18 protein-coding genes and 1 tRNA gene are annotated in these 24,862 nt (G+C 66.1%); 14 read left to right on the top strand and 5 right to left on the bottom strand.

The window, feature by feature from the left end; all coding sequences use genetic code 11:
- The first annotated feature begins 723 nt into the window (after window positions 1-723).
- Window positions 724-798: transfer RNA gene (locus CTA01S_RS01700), tRNA-Arg, on the top strand.
- A 245-nt stretch (window positions 799-1,043) separates the two neighbouring features.
- Here CTA01S_RS01700 and CTA01S_RS01705 read toward each other — a convergent pair.
- Both CTA01S_RS01705 and uraH read right to left on the bottom strand, forming a co-directional pair.
- On the bottom strand, window positions 1,044-2,258 hold the full coding sequence (locus tag CTA01S_RS01705; protein ID WP_062191484.1) for a urate hydroxylase PuuD: 1,215 nt from the start codon (window positions 2,256-2,258) through the stop codon (window positions 1,044-1,046).
- Between the two features lie 193 nt (window positions 2,259-2,451).
- The gene (gene uraH, locus CTA01S_RS01710) at window positions 2,452-2,808 is read right to left on the bottom strand and encodes a hydroxyisourate hydrolase (protein WP_019559689.1); all 357 of its coding nucleotides are present in this window, start codon (window positions 2,806-2,808) and stop codon (window positions 2,452-2,454) included.
- 145 nt (window positions 2,809-2,953) lie between these two features.
- Between uraH and puuE the strand changes: the two genes are divergently transcribed.
- The 3 genes from puuE to CTA01S_RS01725 are packed head-to-tail and all read left to right on the top strand — an operon-like array spanning window position 2,954 to window position 6,923.
- Window positions 2,954-3,907 carry an allantoinase PuuE gene (gene puuE, locus CTA01S_RS01715; RefSeq protein WP_019559690.1) on the top strand — a complete coding sequence of 318 codons (954 nt, stop codon included), beginning with the start codon at window positions 2,954-2,956 and terminating at the stop codon, window positions 3,905-3,907.
- A gap of 5 nt (window positions 3,908-3,912) precedes the next feature.
- Window positions 3,913-5,694, top strand: coding sequence for a 2-oxo-4-hydroxy-4-carboxy-5-ureidoimidazoline decarboxylase (gene uraD / locus CTA01S_RS01720; protein ID WP_062191487.1), 1,782 nt, complete (start codon window positions 3,913-3,915; stop codon window positions 5,692-5,694).
- A complete protein-coding gene (locus CTA01S_RS01725; protein WP_019559692.1) occupies window positions 5,691-6,923 on the top strand; it encodes a M20 family metallopeptidase in 1,233 nt (410 codons plus the stop codon). The genes uraD and CTA01S_RS01725 overlap by 4 nt, the downstream gene beginning before the upstream one ends.
- A 16-nt stretch (window positions 6,924-6,939) precedes the next feature.
- Here CTA01S_RS01725 and CTA01S_RS01730 read toward each other — a convergent pair whose 3' ends face one another.
- Together CTA01S_RS01730 and CTA01S_RS01735 are read right to left on the bottom strand one after the other, a co-directional pair.
- Window positions 6,940-10,176, bottom strand: coding sequence for a bifunctional diguanylate cyclase/phosphodiesterase (locus tag CTA01S_RS01730; RefSeq protein WP_062191489.1), 3,237 nt, complete (start codon window positions 10,174-10,176; stop codon window positions 6,940-6,942).
- Window positions 10,177-10,302: 126 nt separating this feature from the next.
- Window positions 10,303-11,907 carry an ABC transporter permease gene (locus CTA01S_RS01735; protein ID WP_019559694.1) on the bottom strand — a complete coding sequence of 535 codons (1,605 nt, stop codon included), beginning with the start codon at window positions 11,905-11,907 and terminating at the stop codon, window positions 10,303-10,305.
- Between the two features lie 174 nt (window positions 11,908-12,081).
- On the opposite strand from CTA01S_RS01735, the gene CTA01S_RS01740 reads away from it, so the two are divergent.
- From CTA01S_RS01740 to CTA01S_RS01785, 10 genes are all read left to right on the top strand, one after another.
- The gene (locus CTA01S_RS01740; RefSeq protein ID WP_019559695.1) at window positions 12,082-13,170 is read left to right on the top strand and encodes an ABC transporter ATP-binding protein; all 1,089 of its coding nucleotides are present in this window, start codon (window positions 12,082-12,084) and stop codon (window positions 13,168-13,170) included.
- 147 nt (window positions 13,171-13,317) lie between these two features.
- Window positions 13,318-14,760, top strand: coding sequence for a S41 family peptidase (locus tag CTA01S_RS01745; RefSeq protein ID WP_062191491.1), 1,443 nt, complete (start codon window positions 13,318-13,320; stop codon window positions 14,758-14,760).
- A gap of 69 nt (window positions 14,761-14,829) precedes the next feature.
- Window positions 14,830-15,618 (top strand): HesA/MoeB/ThiF family protein, encoded by a 789-nt coding sequence (locus CTA01S_RS01750; RefSeq protein WP_062191492.1) that lies wholly within the window; start codon window positions 14,830-14,832, stop codon window positions 15,616-15,618.
- 39 nt (window positions 15,619-15,657) lie between these two features.
- Window positions 15,658-16,563, top strand: coding sequence for an LOG family protein (locus CTA01S_RS01755; RefSeq protein WP_062191493.1), 906 nt, complete (start codon window positions 15,658-15,660; stop codon window positions 16,561-16,563).
- A gap of 7 nt (window positions 16,564-16,570) precedes the next feature.
- Entirely contained in the window at window positions 16,571-17,494 is a 924-nt protein-coding gene (rocF, locus tag CTA01S_RS01760) for an arginase (protein ID WP_062191498.1), read from the top strand.
- A 157-nt stretch (window positions 17,495-17,651) separates the two neighbouring features.
- On the top strand, window positions 17,652-18,452 hold the full coding sequence (locus CTA01S_RS01765; RefSeq protein WP_157451273.1) for a GntR family transcriptional regulator: 801 nt from the start codon (window positions 17,652-17,654) through the stop codon (window positions 18,450-18,452).
- Window positions 18,453-18,534: 82 nt separating this feature from the next.
- Window positions 18,535-19,587 carry an ABC transporter substrate-binding protein gene (locus CTA01S_RS01770; protein WP_019559701.1) on the top strand — a complete coding sequence of 351 codons (1,053 nt, stop codon included), beginning with the start codon at window positions 18,535-18,537 and terminating at the stop codon, window positions 19,585-19,587.
- Between the two features lie 91 nt (window positions 19,588-19,678).
- Window positions 19,679-20,473 (top strand): ABC transporter ATP-binding protein, encoded by a 795-nt coding sequence (locus CTA01S_RS01775; RefSeq protein ID WP_019559702.1) that lies wholly within the window; start codon window positions 19,679-19,681, stop codon window positions 20,471-20,473.
- Window positions 20,474-20,488: 15 nt separating this feature from the next.
- The gene (locus CTA01S_RS01780) at window positions 20,489-21,259 is read left to right on the top strand and encodes an ABC transporter permease (RefSeq protein WP_019559703.1); all 771 of its coding nucleotides are present in this window, start codon (window positions 20,489-20,491) and stop codon (window positions 21,257-21,259) included.
- Window positions 21,260-21,262: 3 nt separating this feature from the next.
- Window positions 21,263-22,105: an urease accessory protein UreD gene (locus tag CTA01S_RS01785; RefSeq protein ID WP_062191501.1), complete on the top strand. Its 843-nt coding sequence runs from the start codon at window positions 21,263-21,265 to the stop codon at window positions 22,103-22,105.
- Here CTA01S_RS01785 and CTA01S_RS01790 read toward each other — a convergent pair whose 3' ends face one another.
- Window positions 22,106-24,709, bottom strand: a complete 2,604-nt coding sequence (locus CTA01S_RS01790) for a TRAP transporter permease (protein ID WP_062191502.1) — start codon at window positions 24,707-24,709, stop codon at window positions 22,106-22,108.
- Between the last annotated feature and the right edge of the window lie 153 nt (window positions 24,710-24,862).

Raw genomic sequence — 24,862 nt, forward strand, 5'->3', positions numbered from 1 at the left:
AGCAGCAGCGCTCATGGGGATGGTCCTTCCTGATTGAGTGCGTTTTTGTGTGGCCGCCGACGACATTGCGGCGCGGCCGAAGCGATCGTACCGAGTCGGCTGCGCACAGGCTGTTTCAAAGCGTTGCAATCGAGCGGGTGAAGCCACGCTAGACCAGCGGGGCAGGGAGTAGGTGGTTTGCACACGGCTCATTCATAGACGCTTCCGCATGGCCTGATCCTGAGCACGCGCACCAACGCCCGCCTACCCGTAATCGCACCCAACGCGCGGCGAGCAATCACGCGCATATCGACACCGGCTTGGGCGAGGTCCCCTATTCCGATCGCAAAGATTCGCATCGAGCGTTGCACCAGCGCTCACCTATGGCCCATGGTCGTGCCGACCAGGAGCGAACCCCACCGATCATTCCCTGCTTATTGTTGGAGGCTCTGCGGTCGCGCATGAGCACAGAGCGGCGCTCTGCGTCTAAGACGCCCCTTGTGATGCCGCAAGATGCCACCACGGCGCATGGCGATCTTTGGCACGCCCAGCAGCAGCCTTGCGATCAAAGGTCTTGGTGTAGACTGCTTACCCCTTGCGACGGACTTGAGTGCGGCGCTTCCCTTGATATTGGATGCTGCTTGCCATCCGTGCGACCGGCGGCCATCGGTCGCACTGGCTATCAACGCAGCGCGCAGCCACAGAGGGAATCGACAGGCGTGCACCATGACGCGTCCCAGGTGTCCCGCCGTAGTTCAATGGATAGAACGAGCGCCTCCTAAGCGCTAGATGTGGGTTCGATTCCCGCCGGGGGGACCAAGCCCGTTCAAGGGTCGACCACGGGCTTGCGTTTGCTGGCCCCTGGCGCGAGCGCACCGGTGCGTATCGATTCATGCGCCACATATCGCGGTAGCACCGCCATGCCGAAGCCCTCTTGGGCTGCAGCCAGCCGGCAGCTGCTCGTCCACGGGGTGGACTTTCGTCGTCTCGCTCATCGATGTCTCCTCTGGGGGTGAATCCGCGGGGGCTGGAACATGGCCAACCCCTCATGGCGGCATGCCGACTCAGTGGGCCTGAGCGCCCTGCTCGAACCAACGTTTGACCAGCGCGCGCTCGTCTTCGGTGATCTGGGTGGCGTTGTTCAAAGGCATCAAACGCAAGACCACCACCTGTTGGTACACCGCCTGCGCATGCTGTGCGATCAGTTCGGGGGTATGCAGCGCGACGTTTTTGCTCGCCAAGGCCTCGTTATGACACATGACGCAGCGCTGTTGCAGCACCTGCTGCACCTGATCGAAGCGCACCGGCGTGGCCTTGGCTGCCGACGCGTTGGATGCCTCGGCGCTTGGCGCACGCCACACCACCACGGCCAGCATCAGCAACACCCCCACCAACGCATGCTCCCACGGCGTGCGCCGCCCCAGCACCTTCGCCTTGTGTCGCGCCACGAAGCTGTGCCGGATCAAAGCGCCGGCCAGCATCAGCCCCACCAGCACCACCCAGTTGTGCTCACCCTGATACAGCCAGCCATAGTGGTTGGACAACATCGCCACGATCACCGGCAGGGTGAAATAGGTGTTGTGAACGCTGCGTTGCTTGCCGCGCCGCCCATGCGCCGGGTCGGGCGCCTGCCCGGCGCGCAAGGCCGCCACCACCTTGCGCTGCCCGGGAATGATCCAGAAGAACACATTGGCGCTCATCGCGGTGGCGATCATGGCGCCCACCAGCAAGAACGCAGCCCGGCCCGAAAACAGCTGGCACGCCAGCCACGAGGACAACACGATGAACCCGGCCACCAGCAAGCCCACCACCAGGTCACCATGGCGACGCTGTCCCAGCGTGCGGCAGATCGCGTCATAGACCAACCAAAAACCCACCAAGAAGCCCAGCGCCGCCGCGGCAGCCGCAGCCGGCGACGACCAGGCATACACCTGCCGGTCGATCAGAAACGTGTTGGCCTGCCACAAGTACATCAGCGCAAACAGCGCAAAACCCGTCAACCAGGTGGAATAGCTCTCCCAGTACGACCAATGCAGGTTGCGCGGCAAGGGCAGCCAGCGCGGTGCCACCAGGTATTTGTTGGAGTGGTAAAAGCCCCCACCATGCACGGCCCACATCTCGCCGTCCACGCCTTTGGCCTTCAGATCCTCGTGCTGCGGCGCGCTCAGGCTGTTGTCCAGCATGACGAAATAAAACGAGGCACCGATCCAGGCGATCGCCGTGACCACGTGCGCCCAGCGCAGCAACAAATTCAGCCAGTCGAGCAGGTAGGACTCCATGACCTCTCACCCTCGGAGCATGCACGGCACCAGGCCATGCAAACACCTCACCACAGCGGGCTCTGTGAGGATGACGACATCGCAACCGGCGCAGGACCTCGAGCGGCCCCACCACACGGGCTCCGCGGCGATACGAGAAAGTGTATACAGTTTTGAATACAGCACTGCTGGGGAATTTCCCTGAGGAGGCGCCTCAAGAGCCGCGATAGGTGGCATACGACCACGGGCTCACCAGCAAGGGCACGTGGTAGCGTGCGGCCGCATCGGCGATTCCGAAGTCGACCGACACCACGTCCAGAAACGCCGGCTCGGGAAGCGCCACCCCCTTGGCGCGGAAGTACGCCGCCACCTCGAAGCTCAGCCGGTAGCGGCCTGGCCTCATCGAAGCCGCCTCGAGCAAAGCGCCGCCATCGTTGCGGCCATCGTGGTTGAGCGTGATGCTCTTCAAGGCTTGCGCCCCCTGTTCGGTGATGCGCTGCAGCGTGACTTTCATGCCTGCGGCCGGACAGCCATGCATGGTGTCCAACACGTGGGTGCTCAAATGGCCCATGATTGCCTCCAGAAATCGGAACGAACACCAACCAGCAAGGGCGGCTTGCGCCCCGTGATTTTTTGTATACACTTTAGCACACACTTTAGCGAAGTCGATCGGCCCGATTGCCGCAGACTTCAACCCGCCCCGCCCGAGCCTTGCGATGAGTCCACTGCCCCCTCATTACCCCCGAGACCTGCGTGGCCACGGCCGCCATCCGCCGCACGCTCAGTGGCCCGGCCAGGCCCGCGTGGCCGTGCAATTCGTGCTCAACTACGAGGAAGGCGCGGAAAACTCGGTGCTGCACGGCGACCCCGGCAGCGAGCAATTCCTCTCCGAGATGTTCAATCCTGCCGCCTACCCGGCCCGGCACCTGAGCATGGAGAGCATTTACGAATACGGTGCGCGGGTCGGTGTGTGGCGCATCTTGCGCGAGTTCGAGCGTCGTGGCCTGCCGCTGACCGTCTTCGGCGTGGGCATGGCCATGCAGCGCTGTCCCGAGGTGAGCGCAGCCTTCAAGGAGTTGGGCCATGAAGTGGCCTGCCACGGCTGGCGCTGGATCCACTATCAAACCGTGGACGAGGCCACCGAGCGCGAGCACATGCGCTTGGGCGTGCAAGCCATCGAAGACCTCCTGGGCGAGCGCCCCCTGGGCTGGTATACCGGACGCGACAGTCCGAACACGCGCCGCTTGGTGGTCGACTACGGCGGCTTCGAATACGACAGCGACTACTATGGCGACGATTTGCCGTTCTGGCTGCAGGTGCGCAAGTCCGACGGCACGCTCGCCCCGCATCTGGTGGTGCCCTACACGCTGGACTGCAATGACATGCGCTTTGCGCTGCCGCAGGGCTTCAGCCACGGCGATGAGTTCTTCGAGTACCTGCGCGATGCCTTCGACGTGCATTACGCCGAAGGTGCAGAACGTCCAGCCATGATGAGCATCGGCATGCATTGCCGACTGCTGGGTCGGCCCGGTCGCATGCGCGCGCTGCAGCGCTTCCTCGACCACATCGAGCGGCACGATCGGGTATGGGTGACTCGGCGCATCGACATCGCGCGTCACTGGAAGGCCACGCACCCCTTCGACCCTGCCACCGCCTTCGTGTGGGAGTGAGCGCCATGCCCTTGACCCTGGACCAACTCAACACCGCCAGCCCGGCCGAATTCGTCGCGCTGCTGGACGGCACGTACGAGCACTCGCCTTGGATCGCCGAGCGCGCGGCCGCGCGGCGGCCCTTTGCCACCGTGGCCCAGCTCAAGCGAACGCTGGTCGAGGTGGTGCGCCAAGCCTCTCGGGACGAGCAGCTCCAACTCATCCGCGCCCACCCCGAACTGGCCGGACGCGCCATGGTCAGCCGCACGCTGACTGCCGAGTCGACCCACGAGCAGCGCAAAGCGGGCCTGACGCAGTGCACGCCCGAGGAATTCGACACGCTGCAGCGGCTCAACGCCCAGTACAACGCCAAGTTCGGCTTCCCTTTCATCCTGGCCGTGCGCGGCCCGCGTGGCACGGGGCTGGACAAGTCCGAGATCATCGCCACCTTCGCACGCCGGCTGGACAACCCGATCGATTTCGAGTTCGCCGAAGCCCTGCGCAACATCCATCGCATCGCCGAGCTGCGGCTCAACGACAAGTTCGGCTGCGAGCCCCAACTGGGCCACCTGGTGTGGGATTGGGCCGAACGACTCGCCGAGCACAGCGAGCCCGGCTATGCCGAGCGTGGCGAACTGACCGTGACCTACCTCAGCGACGCCCATCGCGCCTGCGCCCAACGCATCGCGCACTGGATGCGCGCCGACTGCGGCTTCGACGAGGTGGACATCGACGCCGTGGGCAACGTGGTGGCCCGCTATCACCCTGAACGCGGCGGCTTGGCGAAGTACCTGCTGACCGGCAGCCACTACGACACCGTGCGCAATGGCGGGAAGTACGACGGCCGCCTGGGCATCTTCGTGCCGATGGCCTGCGTGCGCGAGCTCTCGCGCCAGGGCCGGCGGTTGCCTTACGGTGTGGAGGTGGTGGCCTTCGCCGAAGAAGAAGGCCAGCGCTACAAAGCCGTCTTCCTCGGATCGGGGGCCTTGGTCGGCCAGTTCGACATGCGCTGGCTCGACCAGGCCGATGCCGAGGGCATCACGATGCGCCAAGCCATGCAGCGCGCCGGCCTGTGCATCGAGGACATCCCCAAGCTGCGGCGCGACCCCAAGCGCTATCTCGGCTTCGTGGAAGTCCACATCGAGCAGGGCCCGGTGCTCAACGAGTTGGACCTGCCGCTGGGCGTGGTCACCTCGATCAACGGTGGTGTGCGCTACATGGGGGAGATCCTCGGCATGGCCAGCCACGCCGGCACCACGCCCATGGGTCTGCGCCGGGATGCCGCCGCCGCAGCGGCCGAGCTGGCCCTTTATCTCGAACGTCGCGCTGCGGCCGTGCCGGACCTGGTGGGCACCATGGGCATCCTGGAGGTGCCTCACGGCTCGATCAACGTGGTGCCCGGTCGCTGCCGCTTCAGCCTGGACATCCGCGCCACCACCGATGCGGTGCGCGATGCCTGTGCCGCCGACGTGCTGGCCGAGCTCGATCGCATCTGCCAGCGTCGCGGGCTGCGCCATCGCATCGAAGAAACCATGCGCGCTGCGGCGGCCCCGTCCGATCCCGTCTGGCAGCAGCGTTGGGAACGCGCCGTCCAGGCCCTGGGCCTGCCCGTGCACCGAATGCCCAGCGGCGCCGGTCATGATGCGATGAAGCTGCATGAGATCCTGCCCCAGGCCATGCTCTTTCTACGGGGCCAAAACGCCGGCATCAGCCACAACCCGCTGGAATCCATCACCAGCGATGATGCCGAGCTGTGCGTGCGCGCCTTCCAGCACCTGCTCGATCACCTCTGCGCGGAACTCTCATGACTTCGCCCGACCTGTACCAGGCCCTGGATGCCTGGATCGACGCCCACTTCGACGAACAGGTGCGCTTCCTGCAAGCGCTGGTGCGCGTGCCCACCGACACTCCGCCGGGCGACAACGCCCCGCATGCCGAACACACGGCGCAGTGGCTCGCCAGCTTCGGCCTGCCTGCCGAGAAGCACCCGGTGCCCGCCGACGAGGTGCGCGCCTATGGCCTGCAATCGATCACCAACCTGATCGTGCGACGCCGCTATGGCGCAGGCCCCATCGTGGCGCTCAATGCCCATGGTGACGTGGTGCCCCCCGGCGAGGGCTGGACGCACGACCCCTACGGCGGCGAGATCGTCGAGGGCCGCCTCTACGGGCGTGCCGCCGCGGTGAGCAAAAGCGATTTCAGCACCTACACCTTCGCGGTGCGCGCGCTGGAGTCGCTGGGCGTCGCGCTCAAAGGCGGTGTGGAGCTGATCTTCACCTATGACGAGGAATTCGGCGGTGAACTCGGCCCGGGCTGGCTGCTGCGCCAGGGGCTGACCCGTCCGGACTACCTGCTGGCTGCCGGCTTCAGCTACCAAGTGGTCACCGCCCACAATGGCTGCTTGCAGATGGAAGTCACCGTGCATGGCGTGATGGCCCATGCGGCCATCCCCGACACCGGTGTCGATGCGCTGCAAGGCGCCGTGCGCATCCTGCAAGCGCTGTACGCCCAGAACGAGCGCTACCGGGCCGTGCGCTCGCAAGTGCCGGGCATCACCCATCCCTACCTCAACGTCGGTCGCATCGAGGGCGGCACCAATACCAATGTCGTGCCCGGCAAAGTGGTGTTGCGCCTGGACCGGCGCATGATCCCCGAAGAAGACCCGGTCGAAGTCGAGACCGAGATCCGCCGCCTCATCACCGAGGCCGCCGCCGGCATGCCCGGCCTCACGGTCGAGATCAAACGCCTGTTGCTGGCCCACGCCTGGAAGCCCGACGCGCGCAACGCCCCGTTGGTGCAAGCGTTGCAACGCCATGGTGAAGCGATCTTCGGTGAACCGATTCCCACCTCGGGCACGCCGCTGTACACCGATGTGCGCCTGTTCGGCGCCCAGGGCATTCCGGCAGCCATCTACGGCGCCGGCCCGCGCACCGTGCGCGAAAGCAATGCCAAGCGCGCCGACGAGCACATCGTGCTGGAGGACCTGCGCCGTGCCACCAAAGTCGTGGCGCGCACGCTGCTGGACCTGCTGGGCTGAGCCGCAGGCGGCCCGCTCAGCTCGGCGCCGCGGCCGTCACGCCCACCCGGCGGATGAGCGCCTCGAAGTCCTCGGCCGGCATCGGCCGGCCCAGGTAATGGCCCTGGGCTTCGTGGCAGCCATGTTCACGCAAGAAATCCAGCTGCTCGCGCGTCTGCACCCCTTCGGCCACCAGCCCCACCTGCAGGGTGTGGGCCATCGCGATCACCGCGGCGGTCAGGCGCGCGTCGCTCGAAGAGCCCGGCACCCCGACCAGGAAAGACCGGTCGATTTTGAACTTGTCCACCGGCAGCTCGCGCAGGTAGGCCAGGCTGGAGTAGCCAATGCCAAAGTCGTCGATCGCAATCGAGATGCCCAAAGCGCGCAGCCGCGCCAACACCGTGGCCGTGGACAGGGTGTCGCGCACGATGGCGCTTTCAGTGATTTCCAGCTCCAGACGCCAGGCCGGCAAGGCCGCGGCCTCCAAGGCGCCTGCCACCGTCTGAAGCAAATCCTCCGACTCGAGTTGGCGCGGTGAGAGGTTCACGGCCACGCGCAAAGGCTGGCCCGTCGCCTGCTCCCAGCGGCGCGCCTGCATGCACGCTTCTCGCAGCACCCAGGCCCCGATGGGCACGATCAGCCCCGTGTCCTCGGCCAGCATGACGAACTCGCCAGGCGGCACCAGGCCGTGGCCCGGCCGTTCCCAGCGCAGCAAGGCCTCCGCGCCCACCAGCGCGCCACTGGCACAGTCGAACTGCGGTTGGTAATACACCCGCATCTCGCCGCGATCGATGGCCTCATGCAGATCATTCTCCATGCGCAGACGATCAGCCGAGTCGCGCGTCATGCTCTCATCGTAGAACTTGACGTTGTTGCGCCCGGCCGCTTTGGCGTGGTACATCGCCGCATCGGCCGCACGCATCAAAGTGGCCGGGTCGCTGCCCGCTTCGGGGAAGGTCGCCACGCCGATGGAGGGGGTGACCCGCAGCAAATGAGGCCCCACCTGCATGGGAGCCCCCAGCGCGGCGATCATCTTGCGCGCCACCAGTTGGCAGTCGTCCACATGCGCCACTTTGGGCAGCAGCACGACGAACTCGTCGCCGCCCATGCGGGCCACCGTGTCCGAGGCGCGCACCGTGGCACGCAGACGCTCGGCCACGATCCTCAGGATGCCATCGCCCACGTGATGACCCAGCGAATCGTTGATGTTCTTGAACCGGTCCAGATCGATGAACATCAGCGCCACGCAGTCGCTCTCGCGACGCGCCCGCGTGAGGGCCGCACTCAGGCGCTCTTGCAGCAACACGCGATTGGGCAGGTCGGTCAAGGCATCGTGGTGCGCCATGTGGCGGATGTGCTCCTCGGCGCGCTTGCGCTCGGTCACGTCATAGGAGATGCCCAGATAGCCCGCCGGCTCGCCGGCCTCGTTGCTCAAAGCCGTCATCACCAGGATCACCGGCGTGCGACGACCGTCTTTGCGGATACAGGTCCACTCACGCTCGTCCGGACGGCCCCGCCTGGCGCGGGCGATGAACACCTCCACCCCCGCAGGCACCGGCTCGCCCAGCTCGGCGCTGAGCTGCGAGGCCCGCAGCGCGATCTCCTGCGGATCGTGATAGAGGGCCGGCGTGGCGCGCCCGACCAGTTCATCGGCGCTGTAGCCCAGCAGCATCTCGGCCGCCGGGTTCATCGCCTGGATCACGCCGCGCAGATCGAGCGCCACGATCGCAAAGGGAGCGCTGTCGTATATGGTGCGCCGCAAAGCATCGGCACGGCGCAGCTGGCGTTGCGACTCCTCCATGGCCAGTTCGGTGGCGCGCCGCTCGCTGATGTCGCGCAGCATGGCCACTCGATGGGGCCGGCCATCGAGCTGCACGTCGCTGACGGCCAACTCCAAAGGAAAGAGCAGCCCATCGCGGCGCAACCCGGTCACCTCGCGCACCGGGCCGGCCGCCCAGGCCAAGGCCACACCGGCACCTTCACGGGCGGTGTCGGTCGGTGGCAACAGCTCGTTGACACTGGCGCCACGCAACTGCGCTTCGGTGGCGCCGAACATGCGCGCGGCCGCTGCATTCACATCGACGATGCGCCCGTCATGGTCGAACGTGATGATGCCATCGACCGTGCCGTCGATCACGCTGCGCAGCCGCGCTTCGCTCTCCTTGGCTTGGCGGCTCAGGTAGCGCGCCAAGGCGGTGGCCCGCGTGTAGCGACCGGCGAACACCCGCAGGGCCATCCACAACACGATGGAGCCGGCCACCCCGCCCAGCAGCACCGTCAACGGATAAGGCTCGGTGTACACATCGATCGGGCGGCGCGTGATCACCACCTCCCACATCCGCCCCCCGAGGGCCTTCACATGGACCCGCTGATCCTCGGGCTGGACCTGCGGCGGCGGCTCGTAAGGATAGGACCAGACCTCGTCGCCGCGCAGCACCACCGCGCGCGGTTCCACCGGCTGACCACTGCGGTAGTTTTGATCGCCGATGTCGGTGATGCGCACGTGATAACGGCTGGCATCGTGGTCGACCAATGCATAGCGCAACAAATCTGCCGCGCGCAACACCACGCTGACCTGCCCCACATGCACCGGCTCGCCAGCGCCGTCCTGCGTCGCCGACGGTTCGGCAAACAACGCCGAGCGGATCACGAAGCCGCGGGTGGGCTCGACCTTTTGCTGCAGCATCAGCGGGGCCGACAGGGCCGGCCGCCGCGTGTCTCGGGCCCGCTCCAGTGCCGCGCGTCGAGTCGCCTCGGCGGCCTGGTCGTGACCCAAAGCCGCCTCATTGCCTTGCATCGGCTCGTTGTAGAGCACCGGAAAGTACTCGTCGCGCTGCCCCGGCGGATGGATGCGGAACTCGGGATAGCCCTGGGGCGAGAGGCTGGTGTCGGCCCGCACCGATGCCTCGAATTGCGCCCGTTCGGCATGGCTCACACGAGGCGCGTACTGCAGCGCCTGCAAGGCCGGATACCGATCCAGCGCCCGCAGCGATCGGAAGTGTTCATGGAATTCGCGCCGGCTGACGTGCTGGCTGGCCTCGAACAGGGCCGACAGGCTACCGGCCAAATCCATGTAGCGCTCCACCGAGTCCACGATACGCGCCACTTTCTCGCTGGCCACCGCGTCGAACTGCCGGTCATGCTCGTCCCGCAGTGTCTGGGCGCTGTGGCGCCAGCCCAAGACGCTGGCCAGCACGCCCAGCACCAGCACGAGGTCGGCCAGGCGCCGATAAAACACCGGGCGCTCGGGCGGGTGGGCGGGCAAAGCATCCATCGCACAAGTGTGTGGGGCAGGCGTCGCATGCTACCGTGCCTGAGGGCCTTGCGTGCGCCTCGCCCCGGCACAAAGAAGCCACCCGAGACCTTTGCACGCCCCCTCGAGCCGCCGGCAGCGCGTGCCTCAGCCGCGCTGGCGCAACGCACGCGACAGCAAGATGACCGGCAGCAAGCCCACCAGCACGATGGCCAGCGAGGGCAGGGCCGCCTCGCCCAAGCGCTCGTCTTTGGCCATTTGGTAGGCGATCACCGCCAGCGTGTCGCTGTTGAACGGCCGCAGCACGTAGGTCGCCGGCAGCTCCTTCATCACATCGACGAACACCAGCAGTGCGGCGGCCAGCGCCGAGCGCCGCAGCAGCGGCAGGTGCAGGCGTCCCAGCAAACGCCAGCGGGTGGCCCCCAGCATGCGCGCCGACTCGTCCAACGTCGTGGGAATGCGGGCATAGCCCGATTCCACCGATTGCAAAGCCACCGCCGAAAACCGCACGAGGTAGGCATAAATCAGCCCCAGGGCGGTGCCGGTGACCCAAGCCGTCGCCCCGCTGTCGGGCCAATAAGCCTGCACCCAGGCGGCCGGCAACAAGATGCCCACCGCGATCACGGCCCCCGGGACCGCATAGCCCAAAGACACCACCCGAGCCATGGCTCGCAACACGGGGCCCGGCCGATCGCGCTGCGCAAAGGCCAGCGCCAGCGCCAGGCCCACGGCCGCCAAGGCCGCCAGGGCCGCCAGCCGCAAACTCGTCCAGCCCCATTGCGCAAAGCGTGCCCAGGGCAGGCCCAGCTCGGCGTAACGCGCCTCCTGCCACAGCAGGTGCAGCAACACCCCCACCGGCAGCACGAAGCCCAGCAACACCGGCAGCGCGCACAGGACCCAGGCCCAGGCCGCATGCCGGCCCCGCAGCACGATCGGCCGGGCCTCGGGCCCCTGGGCTGCGCCGGGCCGGGCCGTGGCAAAGCGCAGCCGGCGCTGGGCGCGGCGTTCCAGCCACAGCAGCACGGCCACCACCAGCAGCAGCACCGTGGCCAACTGCGCGGCCGCCACCCGATCGTCCATCGACAACCAGGCCCGGTAAATGCCCGTGGTGAAGGTGTTCAGGCCAAAGTAAGACACCACCCCAAAATCGGCCAGGGTTTCCATGAGGGCCAAAGCGACGCCCGCCGCCAGCGCCGGGCGGGCCAAGGGCAGCGCCACGGTGCGCACCCGGCGCACCACCCCGGCGCCCAACAGACGAGCCGCCTCCATCAACTGCACGCCGCGCTCGGCCAAGGCCGCGCGCGTCAAGAGATAGGCATAGGGATACAGGCAAAAAACGAACATCAGCACCGCCCCCCACAGGCTGCGCACATCGGGCAACAAGCGCTGCGACGAGCCACTCCAGGCCCGCCAGGCGGTCTCCAGCGGTCCGCTGTACTGCAGGAAGTCGGTATAGGCATACGCCAGCACATAGGCGGGCATGGCCAAGGGCAGCAACAGCGCCCACTCGAAGATGCGCCGCCCCGGAAAATCGAACAAGGTCACGGCCGCCGCCGTCAGCCCGCCGACCACCGCCACCCCGAGCGCCACCCACAGCGACAGCCACAGCGAGGTCCAGGCATAGCTTGGCAACACGGTGCTGGCCTGATGCCGCAACACCTCCAGGCTGGCGGCATCGAAGCTCAGCCAGGAACCGAAGATCGCCAACACCGGCAAAGCCAGCACCAGGGTCACGAGGCTCAGCAATCGCATGGCAAAAGGCGCAGGCCGGGCCAGCCGGGACAAAGCCCGCCGGCAGTCCTGACCCAGGTCAGGCCGGAATGCGAAAAGTAATCATTTGTTTTGAAGGCTCTATCATAGGGGTTGTCCCGTCCGCCCCTCGGCGTCCGCGTCCGGCAGGCCATCACGCCACCGACCGTCATTCCCATGTTTCTCGAGATACAGCAACTTTGCGTGCGCTATGCCAGCGCGCAGTCTTCCCATCCTGCCGTGCAGGGGCTCAGCCTGGTCCTGCCCGAAGGACAGATCGGTGCGCTCATCGGCCCATCGGGTTGCGGCAAAACCTCGATGCTGCGTGCCATCGCGGGGCTCGAACGCATCGCCGGCGGGCGCATCGCCATTGGCCAGCAAGTGCTCAGCGCCGCCCAGCCCGGGCAGCCCGCAGTGCATCTGCCGCCCGAGCAGCGGCGCATAGGCATGGTGTTCCAGGATTACGCCCTCTTTCCCCACCTCAACGTCAGCGAGAACGTCGCCTTTGGCATCGCCCACCTGCCACGCCGCCAGCGCGAGGCCCGCGTGGCCGAAATGCTCGAGCTCGTCGGCCTGGGCCCGGAGGCGGCCCGCTACCCGCATCAGCTGTCCGGGGGGCAGCAACAGCGCATCGCGCTGGCCCGGGCCCTGGCTCCGGCCCCGCGCCTGCTGCTGCTGGACGAACCCTTCTCCAACCTCGACGTGGACCTGCGAGAGCGCCTGGCCCAAGAGGTGCGCGGCATCTTGAAGCGCTCGGGCACCACCGCCTTGCTCGTCACACACGACCAGATGGAGGCCTTCGCCGTGGCCGACCTGATCGGCGTGATGCACCAAGGCCAGCTGGAACAATGGGACACTGCCTACCAGCTCTACCACCGGCCGGCCACCCGCTTCGTGGCCGACTTCATCGGACACGGGGTTTTCACCCCGGCGCGCATCGTGCAGCAGCCCGGCGGACCGGTGGTGCGCACCCCACTGGGCGACCTGGTCGATGTGGAGGAATGCCCGCTGCCCAGCGCCTACCCAGGCGGCGAATGCGACGTGCTGCTGCGCGCCGACGACATCGTCCACGACGACCAGGCCCCGGTGAAAGCTCGGATCGAGCGCAAAGCATTCCGTGGCGCCGAATTCCTCTACACCCTGCGGCTGGCCAGCGGAGAGATCATTCTGGCCCATGTGCCGTCCCATCACGACCATGCCGTGGGCGATTGGATCGGCATCCGCCCCGAGGTCGATCACGTCGTGACCTTTCCGCGCCAACCCTGAGGGCCTCCCGGGGCACTGCCCGTGCAACTTTCCTGCCCCTGAGGGCGTCCAAGCCAACAGCCTGACCCTATACTGAGTGTCACGTGTTGTGCCTCATTTGTGCCTTATGGCAGCAACGCGGTTTCGCTGAAAAGGACCAGGACCGTCATGGGTGCCAAATTCAAGATCGCAGGCTGGGTGGCCATCGGAGCCCTGGCCGGTGCCCTCACCACGATGCAGCTGCAGGCCACGGCGCGCAATGCTCTGGCGCCGCTGCCGCTGGAAGAGATGCAGCAGCTGGCCGCGGTGTTCGGCATGATCAAATCCGACTATGTCGAACCGGTGGATGAGAAAAAGCTCATCACCGATGCCATCAGCGGCATGGTCTCAGGGTTGGACCCGCATTCCCAATACTTCGACAAAAAGAGCTTCAAGGAATTCCGGGAAGGCACCAGCGGCCGCTTCGTCGGCGTGGGCATCGAAATCGGCATGGAAGACGGCCTGGTGCGTGTGGTGTCGCCCATCGAAGGCTCGCCGGCTTTCCGCGCCGGCCTGAAAACCGGCGACCTGATCACCCGCATCGACGACACCCCGGTCAAAGGCATGACCATCGACCAGGCGGTCAAACGCATCCGCGGTGAGCCCAACACCAAAGTCATTCTGACGATCTTCCGCAAGAGCGAAAGCCGCACCTTCCCGGTGACGATCACCCGCGAGGAAATCCGCGTGCAAAGCGTGCGCGGACGCATCGTCGAGCCCGGCTATGCCTGGCTGCGCATCAGTCAGTTCCAAGACCGCACCATCGAAGACTTCGCCCGCAAGCTCGAAGAGCTGTTCAAGGCCGAGCCGCACATGAAAGGCTTGGTGTTGGACCTGCGCAACGACCCAGGCGGCCTGCTCGAAGGCGCGGTGGCCGTGTCGGCCGCCTTCTTGCCGCGTGATGCGGTCGTGGTCACCACCAACGGCCAGATCCCCGAGTCCAAGGCCACCTTCAAGGCCGCGCCGGAATACTACGTGCGCCGCGGCGGCAGCGACCCCCTGCGCCGCTTGCCCGAGGCGGTCAAGACCGTGCCGCTGGTGGTGCTGGTCAACGAAGGCTCGGCCTCGGCCAGCGAGATCGTCGCCGGCGCCCTGCAAGACCACAAGCGCGCCATCATCATGGGCTCGCAAACCTTCGGCAAGGGGTCGGTGCAGACGGTGCGCCAACTGACGGCCGACACGGCGCTGAAGCTGACGACCGCGCGCTACTACACCCCTTCCGGGCGCTCCATCCAAGCCACGGGCATCGTGCCCGACCTGATGATCGACGAAACCCCCGAGGGCAATGTGTTCAGCGCCCTGCGCACGCGCGAGGTCGATCTCACGCGCCATCTCGAAAACGACCATGGCGACAAACAGGACCCGGCGCGCGCCAAAGCGCGCGAGGAAGCGCTCAAGCGCCTCGAAGAAGAAGCCGCTCGGCAAAGCCAAGTGCCGCAGCGCACCCTGCCCGAGTTCGGCAGCGCCGAGGACTTCCAGCTGCAGCAAGCCCTCAACCGACTCAAGGGGCAGCCCGTGATCCTCTCCAAGACACTGACCGAGCGCAAGCCCGACAGCACCCAATCCAACTGATCCCGCGCCGCAACCCCAGACACGCCACGCGCCCGCCTCGTGCGGGCGTTTTCGCCTTATGCTGCCAGCATGAACGACGACCAGCTCTTGCGCTACAGCCGCCACATCCTGCTCGAAGAGCTCGGCGTGGATGGCCAGCAACGCCTGCTCGACAGCCATGCGTTGGTGATCGGCGCCGGCGGCCTGGGCTCGCCGGTGGCCTACTATCTGGGCACCGCCGGCGTGGGCCGCCTCACGGTGGTGGACCACGACACCGTGGACCTGACCAATCTGCAGCGTCAGATCCTCCATGACCTCTCGCGGCTGGGTCGGCCCAAGGCCGAGTCGGCAGCGCAGCGCATCGCGTCGATCAACCCTGACGTGCAGGTGCAGGCCCTGTGCGAGCGCGCCGACGAAGCCCGCTTGCACCAACTGGTGGCCACCGCCGACGTGGTGCTCGACTGCTCCGACAACTTTGCCACCCGTCACGCCATCAACCGCGCCTGCGTGGCGCACGGCAAACCGCTGGTGGCCGGTGCGGCCATCCGCTTCGACGGCCAGATCGCCGTGTACGACCCGCGCGATGCGGCCAGCCCCTGCTATGCCTGCGTGTTCCCGCCCGACCAGTCCTTCGAAGAGGTGCGCTGCGCCACGATGGGCGTGTTCGCACCGCTGGTGGGCATCATCGGCAGCATGCAAGCCGCCGAAGCGCTCAAATTGCTGGCTGGCGTGGGAGGGTCGCTGGCCGGGCGGCTGCAGATGCTCGATGCCCGTCGCATGGAATGGACCGAGATCCGCGTGGCTCGTCATCCCGAATGCCCGGTGTGCCATGCACGGTCATCACAGACCCAGCCCGCGGCCGAAGCCGGCATCCGCTAAGCTTTCGACCCTTTACCCCGACGACGACACAAGCCCGGCATGGACGACAAGCGCCAGGAACTCAAAGCCCGCAACTTTCCGACGGCCCAGGACGACGCGGCCGCCCTGGCCAGCCTGCCCCGCTACGGCGGCCCCGACAGCGCCTACCGCCTGGCGTTCATCGACGAGGACTTCCTGCTGCGCGAGGAATTGCGCCCGGTGCGCATGCAGCTCGAACTGCTCAAACCCGAGTTGGTGCAACAGCAGCACGGGATCGAGTCGACGATCGTGATCTTCGGCAGCGCCCGCATCCTGCCCGCCGATGTCGCACGCCAAGCCCTGGAGCAGGCGCAACGCAGTGGGGATGCCCAAGCCATCGCACGGGCGCAATCGCGTCTGCGCATGTCGCATTACTACGAAGAAGCACGTCGCTTCGCCGCCCTGGTCACCGAGGCGTCCAAGCGCCTGAGCCCGCCGATCTACGTGGTCACCGGCGGCGGCCCCGGCATCATGGAGGCCGGCAACCGCGGCGCCCATGAAGCCGGCGGCAAGAGCATCGGCCTGAACATCGTGCTGCCCCACGAACAGGAGCCCAACCCCTACATCACCCCGCAGTTGTGCTTCCTGTTCCACTATTTCGGCCTGCGCAAGATGCACTTCCTGATGCGGGCCATTGCCCTGGTGTGTTTTCCCGGGGGCTTCGGCACGCTCGACGAACTGTTCGAGGTGCTCACGCTGGTACAAACTCGCAAGAGTCGCAAGCGTCCGGTGCTGCTGTTCGGACGCGAGTTCTGGAGCCGCCTCATCAACTTCGACGTGCTCGTCGAAGAAGGCATGATCGCGCCCGAAGATCTACAGCTGTTCCAGTACGTCGAGACCGCCGAAGAAGCCTGGCAAGCCATTGCCGAAGCCTATGGCCTGGATGCACCGCCCAGCACCAGCGGTGCCTTTGCCGACGATTTCTGATCTCACCATGCAGCGTCCCCCCAAAGCCGTCAGCCTCATTGGCGCTCCCACCGACGTGGGTGCCGGCGCCCGTGGAGCCTCCATGGGGCCCGAAGCCCTGCGTGTGGCACAACTGCAGCCCGTCCTCGAAGCCCAAGGCTGCGAAGTCATCGACCGGGGCAATCTGGCCGGCCCCCCCAACCCCTGGCAACCCCCCGTGGACGGCTACCGACACCTCGACGAAGTGGTCGCCTGGAACCAAGCCGTGCATGAAGCCGTGTACGCCGAACTGCAGCAAAACCGCCTGCCGATCCTGCTGGGGGGAGACCATTGCCTGGGCATCGGCTCGATCAGCGCCGTGGCGCGTCACTGCCGAGAAACCGGCAAAAAGCTGCGCGTGCTGTGGCTCGATGCGCATGCCGATTTCAACACCAACACGCTCACGCCCACCGGCAATGTCCACGGCATGCCCGTGGCCGTGCTGTGCGGCCATGGTCCCCAGGCGCTGACCCATCTGGGCGGCCAGTGTCCAGCGATCCGCCCCCAAATGGTGCGCCAGATCGGCATCCGCAGCGTGGATGCCGGTGAGAAGCACTTCGTGCATGCAGAAAACCTCGAAGTCTTCGACATGCGCTACATCGACGAGATGGGCATGCGCCACACCATGGAGATGGCCCTGGCCCTGCTCGATGCGCAAACCCACCTGCACGTGAGCTTCGACGTGGACTTCCTCGATCCCGACATCGCCCCCGGGGTGGGCACCACGGTGCGCGGCGGGCCGAGCTACCGCGAGGCCCAGTTGTGCATGGAAATGATCGCCGACACCGGCCGCCTGGGCTCGCTGGACGTGGTCGAACTCAACCCGGCGCTGGACGTGCGCAACCAGACCGCCGAGGTGGCCGTCGAGCTGATCGCCAGCCTGTTCGGCAAGTCCACGCTGATGCGCCGCTGAGCGGGCCTGCCCCACGGGGGCCCGGCTCATCCCTGTGTAAGCGGAGCACCGCCGCCGCGCTCGTCCCTGCCGTATCGGTCACGACGCTGGTGCGGGTCCGTGCGGATGGCAGCGTTGGCGATGGTGTATACAGTATGGTGCACGTCTTGAATGCACCATGTCTCGAATCGCTCCTGCCTCCCGTTCGACCCCACGTCGCGCCGCGCGCCGGACGCCAGCGCGCACCGCTGCGGCGCTGGACTCTCTGGCCGCCTCCGACCGCCGGCGTGCGGCCCCCGCATCCGCGGGTCATGCGACCGAGCGCATCGTCGCGGCCATCACCGCGGCCATCGTCGAGCGTCGCCTGATGCCCGGCACCAAGCTGGCCGAACAGAAGATCGCCGACATCTTTCAAGTCTCGCGCACCCTGGTGCGCCAAGCGCTGAACCAGCTCAGCCGCGACAAGCTGGTCACCCTCGAACCCGCCCGCGGGGCCTTCGTGGCACAGCCCAGCGTCGAAGAAGCCCGCCAAGTCTTCGAAGTGCGGCAGATGCTCGAATCGGTCATGATCAAACGCCTGGCCTCCCGCATCACCCCCGCACAAATCGCCCAACTGCGGGAACACCTCCACGCAGAACAGGCCGCCATCCAACGCACCGACGTGCCCGGCCGCACCCATTTGCTGGCGGACTTTCACGTGGTGCTGGCCCGCATGCTCGGCAACGACGTGCTGGCCGAGATGCTGCACGACCTGGTCTCGCGCAGCTCGCTGATTTCCTTGATGTACCAATCCTCGCTGTCGGCCGAACAATCACAAGCCGAGCATGTGGCCATCGTCGATGCCCTGGAACGAGGCGACGCTCGCGCGGCCACCAAGTTGATGCTGGAACATCTGGACAGCGTGGAACGCAACCTCAGGCTGCATCCGCGCGTCGATGACCTGGCCGCCGTCTTGCGACCGCAAGCCCCCGATCCATGACCGGACGCAGCCGCAGGCCGACGCATCCGCTGTGCATGAAACTTGCTCCAGCCGTTCCATCCTCTTGTCGGAGATCGCACCCATGACGCACTGCCTTCCCTGCTCGACCAAGCGTCGCCTGCTCGGCCTGGCCGCCGCCCTGACGCTGGCTGCGGCCGCCCCGCTCGCCCAAGCCCAAGACACGGCCATCAAATTCCAGCTCGACTGGCGCTTCGAAGGCCCTTCGGCCTTCTTCCTATGGCCGGTGGCCAAAGGCCACTTCAAGGCCGAGAAGCTCAACGTCACCATCGATGCCGGCAATGGTTCGGGCAATGCCGTCAACCGTGTGGCCTCGGGCACTTATGACATGGGCTTTGCCGATATCGCCGCGCTGATGGAGTTCCATGCCAACAATCCCACCGCACCGAACAAACCGGTGGCGGTGATGATGGTCTACAACAACACCCCAGCGGCCGTGTTCTCGCTGAAGAAGACCGGCATCAAGACCCCGGCCGACCTCACCGGCAAGAAACTCGGCGCCCCGGTCTTCGACGCGGGCCGGCGGGCCTTCCCGATCTTCCAGAAGGCCAACCAAGTCGGCAACGTCAACTGGATCAGCATGGACCCGCCGCTGCGTGAAACCATGCTGGCACGCGGTGACGTGGATGCCATCACCGGCTTTTACTTCACCTCCCTGCTCAACCTGGAAGCCCGCGGCGTCAAGCCCGAGGACATCCATGTGATGCCGTATGCGCAATACGGCGTCAAGCTCTATGGCAACGCCATCATCGCCTCGGAGGAATTCCTCAAAAAGAATCCCGAGGCCGTCAAAGCCTTCTTGCGGGCCTTCACCAAGGCCGCCAAAGAAGTCTTGGCCCATCCCAAAGCGGCCATCGACGTGGTCAAGGAGCGTGACGGCATCATCAACCCAGCCCTGGAAGAGCGCCGCCTGCGCCTGGCCATCACCTCGTCCATCGTCACCGACGATGCACGTGCCGACGGCTTCGGCGACGTGAGCAAGCCGCGCCTGGCGCTGATGGCCAGCCAAGTGGGCGACGCCTTCAACACCAAGACGCGCGTGGACCCCGACGCCGTGTGGAATGGCAGCTTCTTGCCACCGGCGGCCGAACGCGCCATCTTCCCCGCCAAAAAGTAAGCCCGCGCCATGCGCCCCGCGACGGGCGCATGGCCGCTGGCCTGGTTTCTCCGACAACCGAGCCCTTCCCGTGATGGCAGGGCCCCCGCGCATGGACGCCTTCGTCGATTTCAAGAACGTCTGGCTCGCCTACAACGACGAGCTGCTCGCTCAGAACCAGTTCGCCGTCGAGGACATCTCGCTGCAAATACGCGAAGGCGAGTTCGTTGCCATCGTCGGACCTTCCGGTTGCGGCAAGTCCACCTTCATGAAGCTGGCCACCGGCCTGAAGCGCCCCTCGCGCGGCAGCATCCTCATTGGCGGCGAGCCGGTCACCGGCCCACTGAAAATCACCGGCATGGCCTTTCAGGCCCCCTCGCTGCTGCCCTGGCGCACCACGGTGGACAACGTGCTGCTGCCGCTGGAGATCGTCGAGCCCTACCGCTCCCACTTCAAGGCCAAACGCGCCGAATACGAAGACAAGGCCCGCCGCTTGCTCCAAAGCGTTGGCCTGGCGGGCTACGAGGACAAGTACCCATGGCAGCTCTCCGGTGGCATGCAGCAACGCGCCTCCATCTGCCGCGCCCTGATCCATGAACCCCGCATGCTGCTGCTGGACGAACCCTTCGGCGCCCTGGACGCCTTCACGCGCGAGGAGCTCTGGAACACCCTGCGCGACCTGTGGACCGCGCAGCGCTTCAACGTCATCCTCGTCACCCATGACCTGCGCGAAGCGGTCTATCTGGCCGACACCGTGTACGTGATGAGCAAGAGTCCGGGGCGCATCCTGGCTCGCCGCGACATCGACCTGCCGCGTCCGCGCGACCTGGAGGTCACCTACACCCCGGCGTTCTCCGAGATCGTCCACGAACTGCGTGAGCGCATCGGCGCGATCCGCCGCCACTGAAGTCCCTCTGCCCTCATGAATCAGAACAAACCACTCGAACGCCTGGCACCTTGGCTGCTGCTGGTGGCCCTGCTGGTGCTATGGGAAGCCCTTTGCCGCGGTCTGGCCATCTCGGAATTCATCTTTCCCAGCCCCTCACGCATCTGGGAGCAGATGGTCGAGTACCGCAGCATCATCGTGCAGCATTCCTGGCGCACCTTCTGGGTGACGCTGGCAGGCTTTGGCCTGGCCATCGTCGTGGGCGTGCTGCTGGGTTTCATCGTGGGCAGCTCGCGCCTGGCCTATGCCGCGATGTATCCGCTGATGACCGCCTTCAACGCCCTGCCCAAAGCCGCCTTCGTGCCCATCCTGGTGGTGTGGTTCGGCATCGGCATCGGCCCGGCCATCCTGACGGCCTTCCTGATCTCGTTCTTCCCCATCACGGTGAACATCGCCACCGGCCTGGCCACGCTGGAGCCCGAGCTCGAAGACGTGCTGCGCGTGCTGGGCGCACGCCGCTGGGACGTGCTGGTCAAAGTCGGCCTGCCGCGCTCCATGCCCTACTTCTTCGCCTCGCTGAAGGTGGCCATCACGCTGGCCTTCGTGGGCACCACGGTGTCGGAGATGCAGGCCTCGAACGAGGGCATCGGCTACCTGCTGGTGTCAGCTGGTTCGGCCATGCAAATGGGCCTGGCTTTTGCAGGCCTGGTGGCCGTGGGTGTCATGGCGATGCTGATGTACGAGTTCTTCTCGTGGATCGAAAAGCGCACCACAGGCTGGGCGCATCGCGGCTCACAAGCGGCCTGAGGCATGGGCTGGCACGGCCAACTGACCCTGAACTACCGCCACGAGGCGCCCCGCACCCTCGTGCACGACCGCCACGAAGGGCCGCTTCGTGTGCTGGCCAGTCTGTATCCGGAAGGACCGGGCATCTGCCACAACGTGCTCGTGCATCCCCCCGGCGGCATCGTCGGGGGTGACCAGCTGCACCTCACGGTGGACGTGGCCTCGCAGGCCCATGCGCTGATCACCACGCCGGGGGCGACACGCTTTTACCGCAGTGCGGGCGAGACCGCCGAGCAGCACCTGGTGGCGCGCGTGGCCGCGCAGGCGCGGCTGGAATGGCTGCCGCTGGAAACCATGGCCTACAACGGCACCCGAGCCATCAATCATCTGAGTTTCGAGTTGGCGCCAGGGGCAGAGATGATGGGCTGGGACGTGCTCGCCTTGGGACTGCCAGCGTCCGAGCAGTCTTTCGTGCAGGGACGCTTCGAGCAGCAGATCGAGCTGCCCGGCCTGTGGCTGGAGCGCGGCATCTTGGATGCGGCGCACCCGCACACGAGGCAGCTGCTGGCCAGCCCCTTGGGTTGGGACGGGCAATGCGTGTTGGCCACGATGTGGTGGGCTGCCGGCCAGGCGCTGGACCGCCCCCGGCGGGAACGCTTGATCGATGCCGCACGCCACTGCGTCGAGGATTCGGCCTTGCTGCGCGATCACTCGGGCGTGACCTCACCCGATGAACGCCTGATCGTGCTGCGCGCCCTGGCCCCCCGCACCGAGCCCGCGCTGGCCTTGTTGAAGGCGACATGGTCGGCGTGGCGAGCCATCGGCTGGCAGCTGGAGGCGTGCCCGCCACGCGTTTGGAACACCTGATCAGGCCGCCGCTGCCTTCGGCGCGGCCGGCGGCGTCTGCCGCGCGCGACGCCGCTGCGACCATACGACCAAGCTCAGCAAGGCCAGGGCGGGAACGAACATCCATTCCTTGGGCGGACGATCCGTCGGCATCTCGATGCCCGTGATGCGCCAGCCTTGCTCCAGGCCGAGCTTTTCCGCCGTGCTGCCGAACTGCACCATGATGATTTGCAGCTCATCGCCCATGGGCACGACGCGCAGACCGGCCTGGGCCAGACGCTCCCGCGCCGAACCGGGTTCGCCCAGCGGCAACAGCACGCCCTTGCGCACTTCCTTGCCTTCCAACGTCAGCCCTTCGACCCAAATGCGTTTGTTTGCGTTGCGCGGCGCGGTTTCGGCAAAACGCATCAGCTCGACCGCCGGCGCCTCCTCGTACGGCGGAAACACCATGTCCCACCAGAACCCCGGACGGAACAAGGTGAAGGTCACCAACAGCAGGGCCAGGGTCTCGTACCAGCGGTTACGCACGAGGAACCAGCCTTGCGTGGCAGCCGCAAAGACCAGCATGGCCACCGTGGCACTGACGATGGTCAGGATCAGATGCCACACGCTGGTGATGCCGATCAGCAGCAATTGGGTATTGAAGATGAACAGGAAAGGCAGGATGGCCGTTCGCATGCTGTACCAGAAGGCCGTCACCCCGGTCTTGATGGGGTCGGTGCGTGCCACCGCCGCCGCCGCAAACGAGGCCAGCCCCACCGGTGGCGTCACATCGGCCATCAAGCCGAAGTAGAAGACGAACAAGTGCACGGCAATCAGCGGCACGATCAACCCGCTTTGAGCCCCCAGCTCCACCACCACGGGCGCCATCAGCGTGGACACCACGATGTAATTGGCCGTGGTCGGCAAGCCCATGCCCAACACCAGGCTGATGACGGCCACCAGCACGAGCATGAGCATCAGGTTGCCCCCAGACAGGGCCTCGACCAACTCGGTCATGACCAAGCCCACCCCCGTGAGCGACACGGTACCGACGATGAGGCCGGCAGCAGCCGTGGCCACACCGATGCCGATCATGTTGCGAGCACCGGTGGCCAAACCATCGACCAGGTCCGCCACCCCCTGACGCGACGCGCCCAGCCAGTCCCCCCGGCCGCGGAAAGCCGCTTGGATGGGGCGCTGCGTCAGCAAAATGAAGATCATGAACATCGTGGCCCAAAATGCCGACAGGCCCGGGGACATCTGTTCGACCATCAAGCACCAGATCAGCACGACCACCGACAGCAAGTAATGCAGACCCGATTTGAGCGTGGGCCCGGTCTCGGGCAGCTCGAACACCGGCGCGTTGGGATCGTCCAATTCCAATTCGGGCTGACGCGCGCCATACCACAGCAGGCCGATGTATGCAGCCAGCAGGCCCGCGCCGATGACCCAGATCGCAGCATCCCCCAACGCTGCCTTGATCCAGCCGATGCCCCAGTACACCAGTCCGGACAAGATGATGAATCCGGCCACCGTCATGCCAAACGACAGCAAGCGTTGCATCGCCGTGCCGCCGCCGCGGCGGGGCAGCCCCGTCATGCCCCCCTTGAGCGCTTCGAGGTGAACGATGTAAAACAGGGCGATGTAAGAAATGATGGCCGGCAAAAAGGCGTGCTTGATGACCTGCGTGTATGGGATGCCGACATACTCGACCATCAGAAAGGCCGCGGCACCCATCACCGGAGGCATGATCTGGCCATTGACCGAGCTGGAGACTTCCACGGCACCGGCCTGATCGGGCCGATAGCCCACCCGTTTCATCAAGGGAATGGTGAAAGTGCCCGTGGTGACCACGTTGGCGATCGAAGACCCCGAGATGATGCCGGTGGCCGCCGAGGACACCACGGCCGCCTTGGCCGGGCCGCCCCGCATGTGGCCGAGCAAGGCAAAGGCCGATTTGATGAAGTAGTTGCCCGCGCCGGCTTTGTCCAGCAAGGAGCCGAACAGCACGAACAAGAAAATGAAGCCGCTGGAGACTCCCAGCGCAATGCCAAACACGCCCTCCGTGGTGAGCCAATAGTGCGAGGCTGCGCGGTTCAGTGAGGCCCCGCGGTGGGCGATCATGTCGGGCATGTACGGCCCGCCGAAGGTGTAGACGAGGAAGATCACCGCGACGATCACCATCGGCAGCCCCAGCACGCGACGCGTCGCCTCCAGCAGCAAGACCACGCCGAGCACCGCGGCATACACGTCCATCTCGGTGGGCTGGCCCGGCCGCTGCGCCAAGTCACGATAGAACAAGAACAGATACGCAGCACAAAAGGCGCCGACCACGGCAAACACCCAGTCCGTCAGCGGAACATGGTCTCGGGGCGAGCGCTTGAAAGCCGGGTAGGCCATGAAAGCCAAGAACACCGCAAACGCCAGGTGGATGGCGCGCGACTCGGTGTCGTTGAGCACGAACACGCCCAGCGAGAAAGGCAGCGGTGAGGCGATCCACAACTGGAACAGCGACCAGGCCACGGCCACCACGAGCAGCAGCTTTTGCATCCAGGGCCCGGGCTTGCGGCCGCCGGTGTCGGTATCGCTCACGAGCTGTTGGACGTCCACGCTCGCGGCTCGATCTTTCTTCTTTCCGAACATGAGGCTTCCACCTTCTGAGTCAGGAGCGGTCTCGGAAACAGTCTGCGGGAGAGGGTGAGGCCCCGCAACACATCCATAGAAAAAGGGCCCCGGGTCACGGGGCCCCTCTCATGCAGGCCGACATTTTACGTCCTCAGCTTGACGAAGAAGCCG

The organism is Caldimonas taiwanensis NBRC 104434, assembly GCF_001592165.1.
GTDB lineage: Bacteria > Pseudomonadota > Gammaproteobacteria > Burkholderiales > Burkholderiaceae_C > Caldimonas > Caldimonas manganoxidans.

Excerpts from the sequence above, each read along its gene's own strand:
- CTA01S_RS01705 (WP_062191484.1), bottom strand. The coding sequence starts at position 2,258 with ATGGAGTCCTACCTGCTCGACTGGCTGAATTTGTTGCTGCGCTGGGCG.
- uraH (WP_019559689.1), bottom strand. The coding sequence starts at position 2,808 with ATGGGCCATTTGAGCACCCACGTGTTGGACACCATGCATGGCTGTCCG.
- puuE (WP_019559690.1), top strand. The coding sequence starts at position 2,954 with ATGAGTCCACTGCCCCCTCATTACCCCCGAGACCTGCGTGGCCACGGC.
- uraD (WP_062191487.1), top strand. The coding sequence starts at position 3,913 with ATGCCCTTGACCCTGGACCAACTCAACACCGCCAGCCCGGCCGAATTC.
- CTA01S_RS01725 (WP_019559692.1), top strand. The coding sequence starts at position 5,691 with ATGACTTCGCCCGACCTGTACCAGGCCCTGGATGCCTGGATCGACGCC.
- CTA01S_RS01730 (WP_062191489.1), bottom strand. The coding sequence starts at position 10,176 with ATGGATGCTTTGCCCGCCCACCCGCCCGAGCGCCCGGTGTTTTATCGG.
- CTA01S_RS01735 (WP_019559694.1), bottom strand. The coding sequence starts at position 11,907 with ATGCGATTGCTGAGCCTCGTGACCCTGGTGCTGGCTTTGCCGGTGTTG.
- CTA01S_RS01740 (WP_019559695.1), top strand. The coding sequence starts at position 12,082 with ATGTTTCTCGAGATACAGCAACTTTGCGTGCGCTATGCCAGCGCGCAG.
- CTA01S_RS01745 (WP_062191491.1), top strand. The coding sequence starts at position 13,318 with ATGGGTGCCAAATTCAAGATCGCAGGCTGGGTGGCCATCGGAGCCCTG.
- CTA01S_RS01750 (WP_062191492.1), top strand. The coding sequence starts at position 14,830 with ATGAACGACGACCAGCTCTTGCGCTACAGCCGCCACATCCTGCTCGAA.
- CTA01S_RS01755 (WP_062191493.1), top strand. The coding sequence starts at position 15,658 with ATGGACGACAAGCGCCAGGAACTCAAAGCCCGCAACTTTCCGACGGCC.
- rocF (WP_062191498.1), top strand. The coding sequence starts at position 16,571 with ATGCAGCGTCCCCCCAAAGCCGTCAGCCTCATTGGCGCTCCCACCGAC.
- CTA01S_RS01765 (WP_157451273.1), top strand. The coding sequence starts at position 17,652 with ATGTCTCGAATCGCTCCTGCCTCCCGTTCGACCCCACGTCGCGCCGCG.
- CTA01S_RS01770 (WP_019559701.1), top strand. The coding sequence starts at position 18,535 with ATGACGCACTGCCTTCCCTGCTCGACCAAGCGTCGCCTGCTCGGCCTG.
- CTA01S_RS01775 (WP_019559702.1), top strand. The coding sequence starts at position 19,679 with ATGGACGCCTTCGTCGATTTCAAGAACGTCTGGCTCGCCTACAACGAC.
- CTA01S_RS01780 (WP_019559703.1), top strand. The coding sequence starts at position 20,489 with ATGAATCAGAACAAACCACTCGAACGCCTGGCACCTTGGCTGCTGCTG.
- CTA01S_RS01785 (WP_062191501.1), top strand. The coding sequence starts at position 21,263 with ATGGGCTGGCACGGCCAACTGACCCTGAACTACCGCCACGAGGCGCCC.
- CTA01S_RS01790 (WP_062191502.1), bottom strand. The coding sequence starts at position 24,709 with ATGTTCGGAAAGAAGAAAGATCGAGCCGCGAGCGTGGACGTCCAACAG.